The organism is Bacillus sp. PAMC28748, from assembly GCF_014250415.1.
GTDB lineage: Bacteria > Bacillota > Bacilli > Bacillales > Bacillaceae > Bacillus > Bacillus licheniformis.
Map to the genome: position 1 here is coordinate 2,249,787 of NZ_CP060192.1, position 16,887 is coordinate 2,266,673.

17 protein-coding genes are annotated in these 16,887 nt (G+C 46.8%); 14 read left to right on the top strand and 3 right to left on the bottom strand.

Annotated features, from left to right (window positions below):
- Nucleotides 1-87 precede the first annotated feature (87 nt).
- The 7 genes from glpD (at nucleotide 88) to H7F26_RS11505 (ending at nucleotide 6,919) form a co-directional block, all read left to right on the top strand.
- Complete coding sequence (gene glpD, locus H7F26_RS11475; protein ID WP_009328987.1) at nucleotides 88-1,755, top strand: glycerol-3-phosphate dehydrogenase; 1,668 nt, start codon at nucleotides 88-90, stop codon at nucleotides 1,753-1,755.
- A gap of 184 nt (nucleotides 1,756-1,939) precedes the next feature.
- On the top strand, nucleotides 1,940-3,688 hold the full coding sequence (locus H7F26_RS11480; RefSeq protein ID WP_003180092.1) for a phospho-sugar mutase: 1,749 nt from the start codon (nucleotides 1,940-1,942) through the stop codon (nucleotides 3,686-3,688).
- Between the two features lie 121 nt (nucleotides 3,689-3,809).
- Nucleotides 3,810-4,268, top strand: coding sequence for a DUF6773 family protein (locus H7F26_RS11485; RefSeq protein ID WP_003180094.1), 459 nt, complete (start codon nucleotides 3,810-3,812; stop codon nucleotides 4,266-4,268).
- 21 nt (nucleotides 4,269-4,289) lie between these two features.
- Nucleotides 4,290-4,487 (top strand): helix-turn-helix transcriptional regulator, encoded by a 198-nt coding sequence (locus H7F26_RS11490; protein WP_003180095.1) that lies wholly within the window; start codon nucleotides 4,290-4,292, stop codon nucleotides 4,485-4,487.
- 119 nt (nucleotides 4,488-4,606) lie between these two features.
- Nucleotides 4,607-5,755, top strand: a complete 1,149-nt coding sequence (locus H7F26_RS11495; RefSeq protein WP_017474245.1) for a GAF domain-containing sensor histidine kinase — start codon at nucleotides 4,607-4,609, stop codon at nucleotides 5,753-5,755.
- Nucleotides 5,743-6,396, top strand: coding sequence for a response regulator (locus H7F26_RS11500; RefSeq protein ID WP_003180099.1), 654 nt, complete (start codon nucleotides 5,743-5,745; stop codon nucleotides 6,394-6,396). The genes H7F26_RS11495 and H7F26_RS11500 overlap by 13 nt, the downstream gene beginning before the upstream one ends.
- A 4-nt stretch (nucleotides 6,397-6,400) precedes the next feature.
- Nucleotides 6,401-6,919, top strand: a complete 519-nt coding sequence (locus H7F26_RS11505; protein ID WP_003180101.1) for an NADPH-dependent FMN reductase — start codon at nucleotides 6,401-6,403, stop codon at nucleotides 6,917-6,919.
- A 29-nt stretch (nucleotides 6,920-6,948) separates the two neighbouring features.
- Here the strand turns inward: H7F26_RS11505 and H7F26_RS11510 are convergent, their stop codons facing one another.
- Nucleotides 6,949-7,197, bottom strand: coding sequence for a YhdB family protein (locus H7F26_RS11510; RefSeq protein ID WP_003180102.1), 249 nt, complete (start codon nucleotides 7,195-7,197; stop codon nucleotides 6,949-6,951).
- 202 nt (nucleotides 7,198-7,399) lie between these two features.
- Between H7F26_RS11510 and H7F26_RS11515 the strand changes: the two genes are divergently transcribed.
- A complete protein-coding gene (locus H7F26_RS11515; protein WP_011197686.1) occupies nucleotides 7,400-7,720 on the top strand; it encodes a YqzG/YhdC family protein in 321 nt (106 codons plus the stop codon).
- A 30-nt stretch (nucleotides 7,721-7,750) separates the two neighbouring features.
- Here H7F26_RS11515 and nsrR read toward each other — a convergent pair whose 3' ends face one another.
- Nucleotides 7,751-8,182 carry a nitric oxide-sensing transcriptional repressor NsrR gene (nsrR, locus tag H7F26_RS11520; RefSeq protein WP_003180105.1) on the bottom strand — a complete coding sequence of 144 codons (432 nt, stop codon included), beginning with the start codon at nucleotides 8,180-8,182 and terminating at the stop codon, nucleotides 7,751-7,753.
- A 257-nt stretch (nucleotides 8,183-8,439) separates the two neighbouring features.
- On the opposite strand from nsrR, the gene hmpA reads away from it, so the two are divergent.
- The 3 genes from hmpA (at nucleotide 8,440) to H7F26_RS11535 (ending at nucleotide 12,616) form a co-directional block, all read left to right on the top strand.
- Nucleotides 8,440-9,654, top strand: a complete 1,215-nt coding sequence (gene hmpA / locus H7F26_RS11525) for an NO-inducible flavohemoprotein (RefSeq protein WP_003180106.1) — start codon at nucleotides 8,440-8,442, stop codon at nucleotides 9,652-9,654.
- 304 nt (nucleotides 9,655-9,958) lie between these two features.
- The gene (locus tag H7F26_RS11530; RefSeq protein WP_003180109.1) at nucleotides 9,959-11,368 is read left to right on the top strand and encodes a SpoVR family protein; all 1,410 of its coding nucleotides are present in this window, start codon (nucleotides 9,959-9,961) and stop codon (nucleotides 11,366-11,368) included.
- Nucleotides 11,369-11,782: 414 nt separating this feature from the next.
- Nucleotides 11,783-12,616, top strand: a complete 834-nt coding sequence (locus tag H7F26_RS11535) for a C40 family peptidase (protein ID WP_003180111.1) — start codon at nucleotides 11,783-11,785, stop codon at nucleotides 12,614-12,616.
- 47 nt (nucleotides 12,617-12,663) lie between these two features.
- On the opposite strand, the gene H7F26_RS11540 is transcribed toward H7F26_RS11535, so the two are convergent.
- Nucleotides 12,664-13,542, bottom strand: coding sequence for a LysR family transcriptional regulator (locus tag H7F26_RS11540; RefSeq protein ID WP_003180112.1), 879 nt, complete (start codon nucleotides 13,540-13,542; stop codon nucleotides 12,664-12,666).
- 110 nt (nucleotides 13,543-13,652) lie between these two features.
- Between H7F26_RS11540 and H7F26_RS11545 the strand changes: the two genes are divergently transcribed.
- The 3 genes from H7F26_RS11545 (at nucleotide 13,653) to H7F26_RS11555 (ending at nucleotide 16,879) form a co-directional block, all read left to right on the top strand.
- Nucleotides 13,653-14,744, top strand: a complete 1,092-nt coding sequence (locus tag H7F26_RS11545) for a citrate synthase/methylcitrate synthase (RefSeq protein WP_003180113.1) — start codon at nucleotides 13,653-13,655, stop codon at nucleotides 14,742-14,744.
- Between the two features lie 122 nt (nucleotides 14,745-14,866).
- Nucleotides 14,867-15,931: a PQQ-dependent sugar dehydrogenase gene (locus tag H7F26_RS11550; RefSeq protein ID WP_003180115.1), complete on the top strand. Its 1,065-nt coding sequence runs from the start codon at nucleotides 14,867-14,869 to the stop codon at nucleotides 15,929-15,931.
- 78 nt (nucleotides 15,932-16,009) lie between these two features.
- On the top strand, nucleotides 16,010-16,879 hold the full coding sequence (locus tag H7F26_RS11555) for an SDR family oxidoreductase (RefSeq protein WP_009328981.1): 870 nt from the start codon (nucleotides 16,010-16,012) through the stop codon (nucleotides 16,877-16,879).
- The last annotated feature ends 8 nt before the right edge of the window (nucleotides 16,880-16,887 follow it).

Consider the following 16,887-nt stretch of genomic DNA (forward strand, 5'->3'; position numbering starts at 1 on the left):
CGCAGACACCAAAGCAGTATCAGCGCTTTGGATGTTTGTGGTCTCTTTTTCTATTTTTTACCGTGACAACAAGGGAGGACATGAAACATGGAATCATTATTTTCAAGCCGTAAACGGGACGACATTTTACAGAATATGACAAAGCAGAAGTATGACGTGTTTATTATCGGCGGAGGTATTACTGGGGCAGGGACGGCATTGGATGCCGCATCGCGCGGAATGAAAACGGCGCTTTGCGAAATGCAGGACTTTGCAGCCGGAACGTCAAGCCGTTCCACGAAACTTGTACACGGCGGGCTTCGCTATTTAAAGCAATTTGAAGTGAAAATGGTAGCCGAGGTCGGCAAAGAGCGGGCGATCGTCTATGAAAACGGGCCGCACGTTACAACGCCCGAATGGATGCTGCTTCCGATGCATAAGGGAGGGACTTTCGGCAAATTCAGCACTTCAATCGGACTGAGGGTGTACGACTTTTTGGCAGGCGTCAAAAAAGCTGAGCGGAGGAGCATGCTGACTGCCGAAGAAACGCTTCAAAAAGAGCCGCTCGTGAAAAAGAACGGCCTGAAGGGCGGCGGCTATTATGTCGAATACCGGACGGATGATGCCAGATTGACGATCGAAGTCATGAAAGAAGCCGTTAAATTCGGAGCCGAGGCCGTCAATTATGCAAAAGTAAGCGATTTTATATATGAAAACGGCAAGGTCACCGGCGTGGTCATTGAAGACGTCTTCACGAAAAAAACGTACCGCGTCTACGCGAAAAAAATTGTCAATGCCGCGGGGCCGTGGGTCGACCGTCTGCGGGAAAAAGACCATTCAAAAGAAGGCAAACACCTTCAGCATACAAAAGGCGTGCATCTTGTTTTTGATCAATCGGTCTTTCCTTTAAAACAAGCCGTTTATTTTGATACGCCTGACGGCCGCATGGTGTTCGCCATTCCGAGAGACGGAAAGGCATATGTCGGCACAACAGACACCGTCTACAACGAGAATTTGGAACACCCTCGAATGACGACAGCAGACAGGGATTATGTCATCAATGCAATCAACTATATGTTCCCTGAACTTGGAATCAAAGCCGAAGATGTCGAATCAAGCTGGGCTGGCCTCAGACCGCTGATTCATGAAGAAGGAAAAGACCCGTCCGAGATTTCCCGAAAAGATGAGATCTGGACTTCTGAATCCGGACTGATCACGATCGCCGGCGGAAAGCTGACAGGCTACAGAAAAATGGCTGAGCATATCGTCGATCTTGTCAGAGACCGATTAAAAGAAGAGGGCGACAGAGACTTCGGGCCTTGCAGAACAAAAACGATGCCGATTTCAGGCGGCCATATCGGCGGCTCCAAAAATCTGGAGGCTTTTATTCAAGCGAAAGCAGCCGAAGGGATTGAGGCCGGACTGTCCGAAGAGACGGCCAAACAAATCGCCGCACGATACGGTTCGAACGCAGACCGCCTGTTTGATCGTATTCCATCGCTGAAAGATGAAGCAGCAAAACGCCGCATCCCTGTCCATGTACTAGCAGAAATGGATTACGGGATCGAGGAAGAAATGGCAGCCGTCCCGGCAGACTTCTTCGTCCGCAGAACCGGTGCGCTGTTCTTTGACATCAATTGGGTCCGCACTTACAAAGAGAGCCTTACGGACTACATGAGCGAGAAGCTGAACTGGGATGGCGAAACGAAGGCCCGGCATGTCAAGGCATTGGAAGGACTACTACACGATGCTGTTGTCCCGCTGGAAAGCAAATGATTTATTAGGTCAAATAACCTTGGTGAATTTTCGTTAATAATCAATCGAATGGCCCGGCGTGAGGCTGTCTTGAACAGGCAGCCTCATTTTTTTCATTTGGCATGCTAAATTTGGACAAAGCGGCGGTTTGTCGATATGATAAAAGAAAAGCTGCAATTACTTAGCTAGAACATTGGAGGTAATCATGAGCTGGAGAACGAGCTATGAACGCTGGAGAAACAAAGAAAACTTAGATTCCGAATTAAAAGCGCTTCTTTTGGAAGCGGAAGGAAATGAAAAAGAACTAGAGGATTGCTTTTATAAAAAACTTGAGTTTGGTACAGCCGGTATGCGCGGTGAGATCGGACCGGGCCCGAACCGCATGAACGTTTATACGGTTCGCAAAGCATCGGCGGGCCTTGCCGCATACATAGGAGCGAACGGCGGCGAAGCAAAAAAGCGCGGCGTTGTGATCGCGTACGATTCCCGCCACAAATCGCCTGAATTTGCAATGGAAGCTGCTAAGACGCTCGCAGAAAACGGCGTTCAAACGTACGTGTTTGACGAACTGCGCCCGACACCTGAACTTTCCTTTGCGGTAAGAGAACTGAATGCGTTTGCAGGTATTGTCATCACGGCGAGCCATAACCCGCCTGAATACAACGGCTATAAAGTGTACGGAGAGGACGGCGCGCAGCTTCCGCCTGCTGATGCCGACAAACTCACCGGCTATGTCAATGCGATAGAAAACGAACTGGAAATCGAAGCCGGAGATGAAGCTGCTTTAACCGAAAAAGGGCTGATTAAAATAATCGGCGAGGAAATCGATCAAGCGTATCTCGATAAACTGACATCGATTTCTGTCAACCCTGATCTGGCAAAGGAGACCGAAGTCAAAGTCATCTTCACCCCGCTTCACGGCACGGCAAACAAGTCTGTCAGACGGGGCCTGAAAGCTCTCGGGTATGAACATGTCACAGTCGTCCCCGAACAGGAGCTCCCTGACCCTGACTTTTCGACCGTATCTTCTCCGAATCCGGAAGAGCACGCCGCTTTTGAATATGCGATCAGACTAGGAGAAGAAAATGGAGCCGACATTCTGATCGGAACCGATCCAGACGCAGACCGGCTCGGCGTCGCTGTAAAGGATCAAGAAGGCCGCTACGTAGTGCTGACAGGAAATCAAACCGGCGCGCTGCTCCTGCATTATCTGCTGTCGCAAAAACAGCAGAAAGGCATGCTGCCTGATAACGGCGTCGTTCTGAAAACGATTGTGACGAGCGAAATGGGGCGCGACATCGCCGCTTCTTTCGGACTGGACACGATCGACACGCTGACCGGCTTTAAATTCATCGGAGAAAAAATCAAACAATTTGAAGCATCGGGCGAATATGCTTTCCAATTCGGTTATGAGGAAAGCTACGGCTACTTGATCGGCGACTTCGCAAGGGACAAGGATGCCGTCCAGGCCGCACTGCTTGCCGTTGAAGTATGCGCCTTCTATAAAAAGCAGGGAAAATCGCTTTATGACGGGCTCCTCGAATTGTATAAATCGTTCGGCTTCTATAGAGAAGGCTTGAAGTCCCTGACCTTAAAAGGAAAAGAGGGAGCGGAGCAAATCGCAGCCATCCTCAGCACATTCAGAGAACAGCCGCCTCTTTCCATCGCCGGAAAAGATGTCGTATCCGCCGAAGACTATTTGACAGGGAAGCGGACGCTGCTAAAGGAAAACAAAAGGGAAACGATCGACCTTCCGAAATCCAATGTTTTGAAATATTTCCTTGAAGACGGCTCATGGTTCTGCCTCCGTCCATCAGGAACAGAGCCTAAAGTGAAATTTTATTTCGCGGTCAAAGGCCGAACCAATGAAGAAAGCGAAGCGCTTCTCAATCAATTGACAGACGAAGTGATGAAAAAAATCGACGATATTGTAAAAGCGACCTCAAATTCGTAATCGCTGAAAACCCGCCTTTAAATGGCGGGTTTTTTTATTGTGAAGAGACGATGAATGATGTAATATATATTTAACATTAGGTCATATATAAATTGCATATTGAAAGGAGAGAATGACTGATATGAAATGGATCAAAATCGGGGATGAATACATAGAAAAGAAAATGACGCAATTTTTCAGCGAAGCCGGTACGATTGTCGCTGCCATTTTATGTTTGGATATGATCATCCGCGGCTTTATTTTAGGAAAACCTGCATCCGAATACATCATCAGTGCCATCGGTTTTGCGGTCTATGCAGGCTGGATTTTGCTCCGCTATCTTTTGTCGGGATTTGAATATCCGGAGATCGCAGGCCAATCGGCGTATCGGAAAAAAAGAAAAGAAATCGCAGCCCTCAGCCTCGCTTCCGGCCTCATATTTGCTATTTTAACGCTTCTCTTTACCGGCATACCAGAGCATCCCGGCAGTTGGGTTGACTTTATTGGTATGGTGATGTTGTTTGCATTCCTTCATTTTCTGATCAACTTTATCTCGTTGCGCAATTCCTTTCGGAAAAATCAAGATCTATTAGATGATTAAATCAAAACGGCAGGTGAGCATATGGTTAACCGGGTCAAACTCGCCCGGATCGAAAAGTCTTTGACACAAGCCCAGCTCGCCGAGCGGGTCAATGTGACAAGGCAGACGATCGGGCTGATCGAAAAAAATAAATACAATCCGACATTGCAGCTCTGCATCGCGATCGCAAAGGCATTAGACAAAACGCTTGACGATTTGTTTTGGGAAGAAAAAGCCTAAGGATGAGCTTTGCCCTTTCTCGGTCAAAAGTCTTAGAAAAGATCATCTCATGAGGGCGGGCTTTTTTTTATCAACTATCGGTATAATGAAAGAAACTCCGGTTTAAGGGGATGAAACTTTTGCGGGAAGACACACAGTTTGAAAAACTGAAAACGCTCAAAGAAATAGCGGAAACTTTAAACGAAGGGAACGATCTAAAGGAAACGCTCCATGCCGTTTTAAAGAAGCTGCTCCGCCTAACGGGACTCAAAACGGCATGGCTTTTTCTGATCGATGAAAAGGGGAGCTTTGAACTGGCTGCTTCGGCCCGCCTGCCTCAAGCCCTTTCTTACCGGCAAAACCGTTTACTATGCGAAGGAAGCTGCTACTGTCTTGAACAATACAGGGACGAAAAGCTGGACAGGGCGAAAAATATCATCCACTGCCGGCGGATTACGACGGCCATGAAACAGAAGACAGGAGATCCGGAAGGCATCACCCATCATGCAACCGTCCCGCTCAGTGACCAAAAGAAGCGGTTCGGTTTGCTGAACGTTGCGGCACCGGGCAAAATTCATTTCAGCCGCGGGGAACTGGCGCTCCTCGAAGCTGTTGCTCTGCAAATCGGGATGGCGATCAAACGGATGAGGCTTGCTGAACAACAGCAAAAACACCTGCTGCTGACCGAAAGAAACAGATTGGCTCAGGACTTGCATGATTCCGTTAATCAAATGCTTTTTTCGCTCAGCTTGACCGCTAAAGCGGCGGGGGAAATGACAGACCAGCCGGAAATCAGGGAAATGCTCAAGTTTATGCAAAATCTTTCTCATGAAGCGCTTCTTGAGATGCGGGCGTTAATTTGGCAGCTCAGGCCCCAGGGGCTGGAAGAAGGGTTAGCGGCGGCTCTTGAAAAATATGCGGAAGTGCTCGGCCTTCAAGTAATCTTCAAGCTCAGCGATGTGCTCCGTCTGCCCCCTTCTGTTGAGGAATTGATGTGGCGGCTGAGCCAGGAAGCCCTCAACAATTGCAAAAAGCATGCCGGTGCAAGCCGCATACAAGTGAAAATCAATGTATTCCAGTCGTCTGCCGTCTTGGAAATCGAAGATGACGGCAAAGGGTTTCAGTACGATCCTAATGTGGACATTCCGACGCTTGGGCTGAAAGGAATGAAGGAGCGGACGGAAAAAGCGGGCGGCACGCTTTTGATCACCTCCGCAATCGGTAAGGGGACAAAAATCCGGGCGGTTTTGCCTATGAAGGAGAAGGGGGAGGCAGGATGGAGAAGGTGAAAATCATCATTGCCGATGATCATCATATTGTCAGAAAAGGGCTCTTGTTTTTCTTCAAAACAAAAAGCGATTTTGATGTTATCGGAGAGGCTTCGACAGGTATCGAGGCGCTCGATGTCTTGCGAAAACGTGAGGCAGACATCGTATTAATGGATTTATCAATGCCTGATATGGACGGCATTGAGGCGACAAAGCGAATAAAAAAGGAATATCCGTCTGTCAAAGTCATAGCGCTGACAAGCTATGCGGACGAGAGCTATGTGATTCCCGCCATCCAGGCGGGAGCCTGTGCCTATCAGCTGAAAGACGCCGAGCCTGATGAACTTGTCGAGACGATCCGCGCAGTTTATGGCGGGAGATACTCATTGGATCCGAACATCATGTCCCACGTCTTTCACCATGTGTCACAGGCGGATGAGAAAGAAAAAATACATCAATTGACAAATAGAGAAAAAGATGTTTTATTGGAAATTACGAAAGGGAAAAGCAATAAAGAAATTGCAGCATCTTTATTTATCAGCGAAAAAACGGTAAAAACCCATGTATCCAATCTGCTTTCAAAGCTTGGCTTATCCGATCGCACGCAAGCCGCGCTTTTTGCAGTAAAACACGGACTACAACAAAATGACGGGAGAGGATGACCAAATGAAAATAACCGTAATTAGCGGAACTGCGAGAAAACAGGGCAGAACGCGGATCGCCGCTTCCTATATCGCCCGCGCTTATCAGGCTGAGCTTATCGATCTAAGCGAGTTCATCCTTCCGATTTTCAACGGAGACGAAGAGCAAAGCTCGCTGGAGAATGTTCAAAAATTGAAAGCTTCGGTCAAAGAAGCAGACGCTGTCGTTTTATTATCTCCCGAATACCACAGCGGTATGAGCGGCGCTTTGAAAAATGCACTCGATTTTTTAAGCAATGAGCAGTTCTCGGGCAAACCGGTGGCGCTTTTTGCTTGTGCAGGGGGCGGCAAAGGCGGGATGAACGCGCTCGCCAATATGCGCATTGTCGCACGCGGAGTTTATGCGAACGTCATCACAAAGCAGCTTGTGCTCGATCCGATTCATATTGATGAGGAGCACCAAACGGTTACTGAAGCAGCCAAAGCCAATATTAAAAATGTAATGGAAGAGCTTCTGCTCTTTGCCGAATTTCAAAAAGCCTGACGCCGACAGAGCGCCAGGCTTATTTTATTTTACGTAAAGACAAGCACGCCGTTTTCGTGTTCATGTCCGGAAAATGAGGCGTGATCAATATACTGCAGCAGATCATAAAGCCTTTTTTCGACAATGGCGTCATCTCTTTCAAAATTGTAGGCGTGCAAAAAATGTTCGATCCGCTTTGATAATAAATCGTCTTCTGTCCGCACCATCAGGATCAGCAGGTTGTCCCACTGCGACCGGTGCGTATAGTACAAAGCTTTGTCATAATCAGCGTAATTCAATTTCGCCACTCTCCCTTCTTTCTGAGGAGTCATGCTTATTTTATGTGGCGGGGTGTTTTTTTCTCCGGGCAAAACTTGGTCTCCCTTGTTTGGCGGCCTAGAAATATGAGGATGGTATATGCAGACCGCGAAAAATGTCTGCATGACATTCGCCGTTTACGGTCAAGCTAACGTATGTACAATACATGCGGAGCGAATAGAAATGAAAAAACGATATTGCACGTACTTTTTTTGCATATTAACACTTTTATCATTCCCGGCGAAAGGCCACTTTCAAACAGATGTTTTCGATGCACCTGAACGGTGGGAAAGAATCGCCTGGAGCGCGCTTGAAGAAAAATACAAAGGCGCAAAGCTCGAGGATTATGAATATTTAGGGCGCACACAAGTAAATGATGAAGAGACAAAGGATGTCTTCAGGGTAACCGTCAATCAAGAAGGCAAATCATTTTCGGCGCACGCCGAGGTGTATTTTCATCCGGTGACCAATGCGATCATCAATGTCAATATTTTTCCCTTATAGCAAAAAAAACGAAGGAAACCGTTTCCTTCGTCAACTCAATAATTTACGTATATGGTCCTGATTCATGATAATATCTTGCAGAGTGTATTGGTCCAATACGTCCAAATAGGCGGAAAGGGCTTTGTTTAAAACATGCTTTAATCCGCAGATCGGAGAAAGTATACAATGGTTTTTTTCTCCGTTAAAACACTCGACAAGGTTAAAATCATCTTCTGTATGTCTTATGACTTCACCGATATTAATCAGTTCAGGCGCTTTTCCGAGACGAATCCCGCCGTTGCGGCCGCGGATCGTTTCAACGTAGCCAAGCTTGCCAAGCTCGTAAATCACCTTCATAAGGTGGTTTTTTGAAATGGAATAAGAATCGGCGATGTCTTTAATATTGACAAGCTCGTTTGAGTTTTTGGTTGCTAGAAAAATCAGTACCCTCAATGAGTAATCCGTATAATTTGTTAATTTCATCGCATGACCTCAATCAAACAAGTTTCCATTATCTTATCACATTTGCCTTCGATTATGAGGGTCGAGCGGAAATTGTTACAAAAATATAAAACATTCATTGATAATATTGCTTTAATTCCATTAAAAGTCTAGTATAAAGATGTATCTAAAATACATCTTTAATCAAAAGTAACAGTCCTATTTAAAAAAGATCTTATTGCACCTTTAAAGATGTATTTCAAATACATTTTTAAAGTGACTGGAGAGGAGCAGGCGTTATGCTATCTGAAAAAACCATGCAAATTGTCAAATCGACCGCCCCTGTTTTAAAAGAAAAGGGAACAGAGATCACCACTTGTTTTTACAAGCGGATGTTTGATGCCCACCCTGAATTGAAAAACATTTTCAACATGTCCCGACAGCAAACCGGCGGACAGCCGAAAGCTTTGGCTTTTACTGTGCTGCAGGCGGCTGAAAACATCGACCGGCTCGAAGACCTGCTGCCGGTTGTCAAGCAGATCGGACATAAACACAAAAGTTTGCATGTGAAACCAGAGCACTATCCTATTGTCGGTCAGCACCTTTTGGAAGCAATTGAAATCGTGCTCGGCGAAGCTGCGACAGAGGACATTCTCCAGGCATGGGCAGAAGCCTATGAAGAGATCGCCCGTGTATTTATTGAAGTCGAAAAACAAATGTATGAGGAAGACAAAAAGCAGGATGGAAATTGGGAAGGGTTTAAACCGTTTGTCATCATGGATAAACGAGTCGAATCCGATACGATAACCTCCTTTTATTTGAAGCCCGCCGATGGAACGGCTTTGCCCGCTTTCAGCCCCGGACAGTACGTATCTGTCTGCATTAAAATTCCGGGCGAACCATATTTCTTAACAAGGCAGTACAGCTTGTCAGATGCTTGGAATAAAGACTACTACCGCATTTCAGTCAAATTGGAAGCGGAGGAAGGCCAACCGGTGGGAAAGGTATCAAGCTATCTGCATGAGAACATGGAAATCGGCGGCAGCTTGGAAGTGAGCGCTCCCGCCGGAGATTTCACACTTTCCGAAGGAACGGATCGTCCGGTTTATTTCATTAGCGCCGGATCAGGCATCACGCCTGTCATGAGCATGGTGCAAACGTTGGCTCAAAAAGAAAGCCGCCGCGAGATCACATTCGTGCATGCCGCGAAAACTGAACGGCATCACGCTTTCAAGGAAGAAACGGAGAAGCTGCTCGGCGCCAATCCGGCGAACCGTCTCCTGTTCGTCTACAGCAGAGGTGCTGAAGCGACGGAAGAGCATACTGTAAAAGGCCGGGTGAATGAAGAGCTTTTGAAATCGGTCGTGATAGATCCAAATGGCGAATTTTATGTATGCGGTCCGCTTTCATTTATGAAAAGCGTGATTGAAGGATTGCAAAACCTTGGCGTTTCGATGGAAAACATCCGCTATGAGAGCTTTGCTTCATCTCTTGATATGCAAATAGCGAACTAACCTCAAGAAGGCAGCTGTCAAACCGACAGCTGCCTCAGCGTGTCGACAAACCCTCGCATACGTTGTCAGTCCTGCGCGTCGGTGCTCACGAATTCCAACATTCGCTCCGCTCCGATGCTCGGCCTTCCTAGACTGCAAGGGTTTTCAATCACGCTGAAAGAAGGATGACAAAATCCCAAAACTAAGAGCTGTTTTGGGATTTTGTCAGCAATCTAAGGCAGCTGTCAATCCGACAGCTGCCTTTCATCTTTTCAAAACCCGGCTCATACAATAAAGAGAAGTCCAACCGGGGGGGATTTGAGTATTGAGCATACGGGAGCAAAAAGAGCTGCAGCGGGCGATTGAAGAAATTACGGAAATCGCGGAAGGATTCGGCCTTGATTTTTACCCGATGAGATATGAGATTTGTCCTGCTGAAATTATTTATACATTCGGTGCATACGGGATGCCGACAAGATACAGCCATTGGAGTTTCGGAAAGCAATTTCACAAAATGAAGCTTCACTATGACTTTGGCTTGAGCAAAATATATGAGCTTGTCATTAATTCAGATCCGTGTTATGCGTTTTTGCTGGACAGCAATTCATTGATTCAAAATAAGCTGATTGTCGCACACGTCCTTGCTCATTGTGATTTCTTTAAAAATAACTGCCGTTTTCAAAATACGAAGCGCGATATGGTTGAAAGCATGTCGGCGACAGCAGAGCGGATTAAACATTATGAAACGGTACACGGTTCAAAAGAAGTCGAAGCATTTCTCGATGCGGTGCTGGCGATTGAAGAACACATTGACCCTTCGCTCGTGAGGCCGAAGCTGTCGTGGAGCGTAGATGATGAAGAGGAAGAAGAAACCGGCGCGCCGGCCACTCCTTATGACGACCTCTGGGAACTGGATCATAAAGGATCGAAAGAGAAGAAGAAAAGGACGAAAAAAAAGTTTCCGCCGAAACCGGAAAAAGACATTCTGCTGTTCATAGAAGAGCATTCGCGGGAGCTGGAGCCTTGGCAGCGCGATATTTTAACGATGATGAGAGAGGAAATGCTGTATTTCTGGCCGCAGCTTGAAACGAAAATCATGAATGAAGGCTGGGCGTCCTATTGGCATCAGCGAATCATCCGTGAGCTTGATCTGACATCAAGTGAAGCGATCGAATTCGCCAAGCTGAACGCGGGAGTGGTTCAGCCGTCCAAAACGGGAATCAATCCTTATTATCTCGGATTGAAAATATTTGAGGACATAGAGGAGCGCTACAACAACCCGACAGAAGACATGAAAAAGATGGGGGTAGAGCCGAACTCTGGGAGAGAAAAAATATTTGAAGTCAGGGAGATCGAATCAGACATTTCATTTATCAGGAACTATTTAACGAAGGATCTTGTGATGCGGGAAGACCTCTACTTGTTTCAAAAACAGGGAAGGGATTATAAAATCGTCGACAAGGATTGGGAGGCTGTGCGCGATCAGCTTGTCAGCATGAGAGTCAACGGAGGATTTCCTTATTTGACAGTTGAGGACGGAGATTACTTAAAGAACAATGAATTATACATCAAGCATTGGTATGAAGGGATCGAACTCGATTTGAAGTATCTTGAAAAAGTTCTGCCTTACCTCCACCAGCTATGGGGAAGAAGCGTGCATGTCGAGACCGTGCTCGAAGATAAACCCGTCATGTTTTCCTATGATGGAAAGGCTGTCCACCGCAGATATTTATAAAGGCTGCATTTTGGCAGCCTTTTTTCTTTTAAAGCGCAACGATTTCAACTCGTCCGTCCTTTCAAAAGAAATGCCAAATTAATGCACGTTTGCCCAGTTTTACGACTTCATTATAAAAATGTAAAATAAAGTATTTAATGATATTTCTAAAATTGTAATTTTAGCTGCCGGAAAGCGTAAAAATGTAGTATTTAAGTTACCTTTGAAATGTAAATGAAATATTATCTACCCTTAAAAACTTTTTTTGAAAACGAATAATTAAGGAATTTGACATAGTAAGTCAAGACTATACCTGATGGAATTCCCTCCTTATAATAGAAGCAGAGGAAGGGCTGAAGCAGCCGTTCTCAAAAAAATGAAACTGCTAATTTTCGCCTTTGAAAATATAAAATATTCTGCTATTGGGAGGACAACATGAAAAAACAAGTAATAACAGCAGCATCAGCGGTTGTTTTAGGATCGACTTTGTTTGCGGGAGCCGCTTCCGCGCAAACCATAACGGTGAAAAAAGGAGACACGTTATGGGGTTTTTCGAAGAAGTATGGCACAACTGTCAGCAAGATTAAACAGGAAAACAAGCTGAAATCCGATATCATTTACATAGGACAGAGGCTGTCGATCAATGGAAGCAGTTCTTCGTCTGCAAAAGCGTCGAAAGTTTCATCAGCTACGCATAAAGTGGTCAAAGGAGACAGCCTTTGGAAAATTTCGCGGACATACGGCATGACTGTTAACGAACTGAAAACTCTGAACGGTTTAAAAACAGATTTAATCCGGATTGGACAAGTATTAAAAGTCAAAGGGACGAAAAGCGTAAAAGCAGCATCAACAACCAAGCCTTCCGCATCAAGCGGGACAAGCAAAACAAGCGCACCTGCGCAGAAATCTTCAACGCTGAATACGTCAAAACTTGTTTCTGATGCAAAAGCCCTTATCGGAACGCCTTATAAATGGGGCGGAACATCTACATCAGGATTTGACTGCAGCGGGTTTGTCTGGTACATCCTCAACAAACAGACAAATGTAGCGAGAACGAATACAGTCGGATACTGGAATTCAATGAAGAGCGTATCAAGCCCGGCAGTAGGCGATTTCGTATTCTTCACGACATATCAGCCGGGACCTTCGCATATGGGGGTTTACATCGGAAACAATCAATTCGTTCATGCCGGTTCTGACGGCGTAACGATCAGCGATATGACAAACAGCTATTGGAAGCCCCGCTATCTTGGAGCAAAACGCTTCTAATGTTGCAGGGACAAGCCCGTTCATCATGATGAACGGGTTTTTTCCGTTTAGAAACGGAACTCGGCTAAAAACGCCAAAAAGTGCTCGACCTTCTCATTATCTTTCAGACTAATCGCATATCCCCCTGCAACGGGAAGCTTCATGAAATCGCACGGCACCTCTATTAATCTTCCTTCCATCAGCTCGCGGCGCACAGTCGACAGCGGCAAAAATGATATACCGAGTCCTTCTGAAATAAATCGTTTCGTAATATGCGTCTGGCTTACGAGCATCGTTCTGACAAACGGAAACTTGATCCTCAGCTGCCTGACGAGGTCGTCCCAGTATTCAGGGTGATTGTGGGTCAACAGCAAATATTCTTCAAGCAAATCCTCGACATCGAGCGGCGGCGCTTGTTCTGCAGCGCGGCCGTCATGAGGGGCAACCAAAATCACGGGATCGCTGTACATGGAATAGCAGTTCAGGTTTGACGATTGCACGTTTAAGCAGCTTAGTCCGATATCTGCATGGCCAGCTGAAATCAGGGGAGCGATTTCAGCTGATTCGGCGATCTTTACTTTGATCTCCGAATTCGGATGCAGCGCTGTGTATTTTTTTAATACAAATGGGAGAATCGTATCGGCGATAAGCGGCGAAACCGCTAAGTTCAATGTCTGTGAGTAGCCTTGTCTGATTCTGTGAAGCTCTGCCATGCTCGATTCATAGTCTTCCAACAGGCGAAGGGCAAAAGGAAGGTAAGCCCGTCCTTCTTTCGTTAAATGAATGCTTCTTCCTTTGCGGGTGAACAGCTGGCACCCGAGTTCTTCTTCAAGCAGTTTAATTTGGACGGTGACGGTCGGCTGAGAAATAAATAAGGTTTCCGCCGTCTTTCTGAAATTTTCGTATTTTGCGGCAGTGACAAAGGTATGAAGCCATTTAAAATCCATTGCAGTCCTCCTGATTAATTTTATTAATCAAAGACATCAATATAATTCAATATTTTTTAAATATTATATCAACTATAATAATATTTACAAAGGAAAAAGGAGGAATTGATATGGTTTATCATGGGTTAAAAGGGATTACTTGTGTTGAAACAGCCATCAGCCGCATTGACGGTGAAAAAGGAAAGCTGATCTACAGAGGGTACAATGCTGATGAACTGGCGCTTTCGTCCACATTTGAAGAAGTCGCTTACCTGATTCTCAACGGGGCATTTCCGACGGAAGCTGAACTCAGCAGATTCAATGAGCTGCTCGCTTCATTTCGTGTGCTTCCAGAAGCATGCGAGCGATTGATCCGCAGTCTTCCGGCCGAATTAGACGATATGGCGGTTCTGCGCACGGCCGTCTCTTCATTCGGGGACATATCGTTTGCGTTCAAGCCGACAATGGAGCAGGCCCTCAGGCTGATTGCGGCCGTCCCGTCAATTATCGCGTTCAGAAAGAGGCTGGCTGATGGAGAAGAGCCTGTTCAGCCGCTGGATGAGCTAGGTTTTGTGGAAAATTATTTTTACATGCTGAAAGGAAAGCGTCCGACAGAAGCTCAGAAAAAAGCGCTTGAAACGTACATGATTCTTGCGATGGAACATGGCATGAACGCTTCAACCTTTTCGGCAAGGGTTACGGTGTCTACGGAATCCGATCTTGTTTCTGCCGTCACATCTGCACTTGGCACGATGAAAGGACCTTTGCACGGCGGAGCGCCGTCTGCGGTGACGGATATGCTGGAAGGCATCGGGGAAAAACAGCACGCTGAAAGCTATATAAGAGAAAAGCTTGAAAAAGGCGAGAGACTGATGGGATTTGGACACCGCGTCTATAAAACGCATGATCCGAGAGCGAAGGCTTTAAGGGTGAAAGCCGAGGAAATTGCCGGGGGCGACAGGGATATCGACCTTGCTCTTCATGTTGAAAATACGGCGATCCGCCTTTTGGAAGAATACAAGCCGGGCCGCAAGCTTTATACGAATGTCGAATTTTACGCAGCCGCTGTGATGAAGGCGATCGATTTTGATGCCGCATTGTTCACCCCTACTTTTTCGGCAGCGAGAATGGTCGGCTGGTGCGCCCATGTGCTTGAGCAGGCTGACAACAACATGATTTTCAGGCCATCGGCTAAATATGTCGGAGAATTGGTCTCACAGTAATGCGGACACACGCCTTCTCATCGAAGCGCGTGTTTTTTAATAGGATTTTTTGAATGTTTAGTAGGGAATCATGCCGGTGCTCTTGAATGTATTCATCAAGAAAGTCCTTTAAGGGGGAGACGATGAAAAAAGGATTCCTGATGTTGATCATGCTGTTTTTTCTAGGTGCATGCACGGAAGGCCGGGATTTTGATGCTGAATATGAAGCGACAAGCGCGAAAGAAGGCGGAAGCGGCGCCGAAGTCATCGCAGATCGCCTGGATGTGCCTTGGACGATCGCTCATACTGGCGAGACCTTTTACATTACGGAAAGAAACGGGGGAATTGTGTCCATTGCTGACGGCAAAAAGGAGCGCATGCAGCTTCAGCTGAAAAAGCCCGTTCATCAAGAAGGGGAGGGCGGGCTGCTCGGATTTGTACTCCATCCGGATTTTAGAAACAGTCAGGAGGCGTACGTTTATCATACATACAAAGACGGGAGCCATCTGAAAAACCGGATCGTAAAATTGACGCTTGACCGCCTCACTTGGACAGAAACGGATGAACTGCTTGCCGATTTGCCTGGAGGCGCGATTCATAACGGCGGCCGGATGGCGATCGGGCCCGATCAAAAGCTGTACATCACGACAGGCGATGCAGGGGAAAGGGAATGGGCCCAGCAGCCTGAAAAGATGGCGGGTGTGATTCTAAGGATGGAGCTTGATGGTACGATACCGGCTGATCAGCCCTTTAGCTCGTCTTATGTATACAGTTTCGGGCACCGGAATCCGCAAGGCCTCGCATGGATCGGCCGACAGCTTTACAGCTCCGAACACGGGCAGTCTGGACATGATGAAGTAAATAAAATAGAACCCGGAGCCAATTATGGCTGGCCGGTGATTGAAGAAAGCGATGAGAAGCAGGGAATGAAGGCGCCGCTCATACATTCGGGAGAAAAAACGCGGGCGCCATCCGGTTTAGCACAGAAAGGGGACGTCCTCTATATGGCCGGGCTGCGGGGAGAGGGTGTTTTCCAGGTCGATCCGGCGGAAGCCAAAGTAGTCAAGTGGCTTGGCGGATACGGCAGAATCAGAGATGTGAAAGTGATCGGCGATGATCTGTATTTCATTACGAACAATGGCGACGGAAGAGGCGAAAAAAAACAGACAGACGATCGGCTCATCCGCGTACCTCTGCCTGACAAGTAACCTGTCTCGCCCGTTTGCGTTTAAGGATGCCGGAATCGTGGTAACTGAGCACTAAACAATGGTGAAGAGGTGAGACAAATGAATCCGGCAAACAGACAGACAGATGGACAGAAAGCGCAAAAACAAGAAAAACAACCCGGTGCTGAGCACAAGATGGTGCCCCTTCCGCTCTCGGAAGACCGCGACTACAAAGGAAGCGGCAAATTAAAAGGAAAAACAGCGATTATTACCGGAGGAGACAGCGGAATCGGCAGAGCGGCCGCCATTGCATACGCCAAAGAAGGTGCCGACATTGCCGTCATGTACTTGGATGAACACAAGGATGCCGAGGAAACGAAAGAGCGAATCGAACAGGAAGGAGCAGAATGCCTCTTGATTCCCGGAGATGTCGGTGATGAGGCGCATTGCAAATCATCTGTCGAAAAAACGGTGAATCACTTTGGCGGGCTTGACATTCTCGTGAACAATGCTGCAGAACAGCATCCGCAAAAAGGGATAGAAGATATTTCGACCGAACAGCTTGAAAGAACGTTTAGAACGAATATTTTCTCCATGTTCCATATGACAAAAGCCGCGCTCCCGCATTTAGGGGAAGGCAGCGCGATCATCAATACCGCATCGATCACGGCGTATGAAGGCAGTCCGGCGCTGATTGACTATTCGAGCACAAAGGGCGCGATTGTCGCGTTTACCCGTTCGATGGCTGCATCCCTTGTCAAAAAAGGAATACGCGTCAACGCTGTAGCGCCGGGTCCCATTTGGACGCCGCTTATTCCGGCTACTTTTCCGCCGGAAAAAACGGAAAAACACGGCACAGATACGCCGATGGGAAGGCCCGGACAGCCTTCTGAACACGCTGCAGTGTATGTTCTGCTCGCTTCAGACGACTCCTCTTATATGACAGGACAGACGATCCACATCAACGGCGGAAGATATGTGACGACATAATCCCAACC

Coding starts and splice junctions, on each gene's coding strand:
- glpD (WP_009328987.1), top strand. CDS start 88: ATGGAATCATTATTTTCAAGCCGTAAACGGGACGACATTTTACAGAAT.
- H7F26_RS11480 (WP_003180092.1), top strand. CDS start 1,940: ATGAGCTGGAGAACGAGCTATGAACGCTGGAGAAACAAAGAAAACTTA.
- H7F26_RS11485 (WP_003180094.1), top strand. CDS start 3,810: ATGAAATGGATCAAAATCGGGGATGAATACATAGAAAAGAAAATGACG.
- H7F26_RS11490 (WP_003180095.1), top strand. CDS start 4,290: ATGGTTAACCGGGTCAAACTCGCCCGGATCGAAAAGTCTTTGACACAA.
- H7F26_RS11500 (WP_003180099.1), top strand. CDS start 5,743: ATGGAGAAGGTGAAAATCATCATTGCCGATGATCATCATATTGTCAGA.
- H7F26_RS11505 (WP_003180101.1), top strand. CDS start 6,401: ATGAAAATAACCGTAATTAGCGGAACTGCGAGAAAACAGGGCAGAACG.
- H7F26_RS11515 (WP_011197686.1), top strand. CDS start 7,400: ATGAAAAAACGATATTGCACGTACTTTTTTTGCATATTAACACTTTTA.
- nsrR (WP_003180105.1), bottom strand. CDS start 8,182: ATGAAATTAACAAATTATACGGATTACTCATTGAGGGTACTGATTTTT.
- hmpA (WP_003180106.1), top strand. CDS start 8,440: ATGCTATCTGAAAAAACCATGCAAATTGTCAAATCGACCGCCCCTGTT.
- H7F26_RS11535 (WP_003180111.1), top strand. CDS start 11,783: ATGAAAAAACAAGTAATAACAGCAGCATCAGCGGTTGTTTTAGGATCG.
- H7F26_RS11540 (WP_003180112.1), bottom strand. CDS start 13,542: ATGGATTTTAAATGGCTTCATACCTTTGTCACTGCCGCAAAATACGAA.
- H7F26_RS11545 (WP_003180113.1), top strand. CDS start 13,653: ATGGTTTATCATGGGTTAAAAGGGATTACTTGTGTTGAAACAGCCATC.
- H7F26_RS11550 (WP_003180115.1), top strand. CDS start 14,867: ATGAAAAAAGGATTCCTGATGTTGATCATGCTGTTTTTTCTAGGTGCA.
- H7F26_RS11555 (WP_009328981.1), top strand. CDS start 16,010: ATGAATCCGGCAAACAGACAGACAGATGGACAGAAAGCGCAAAAACAA.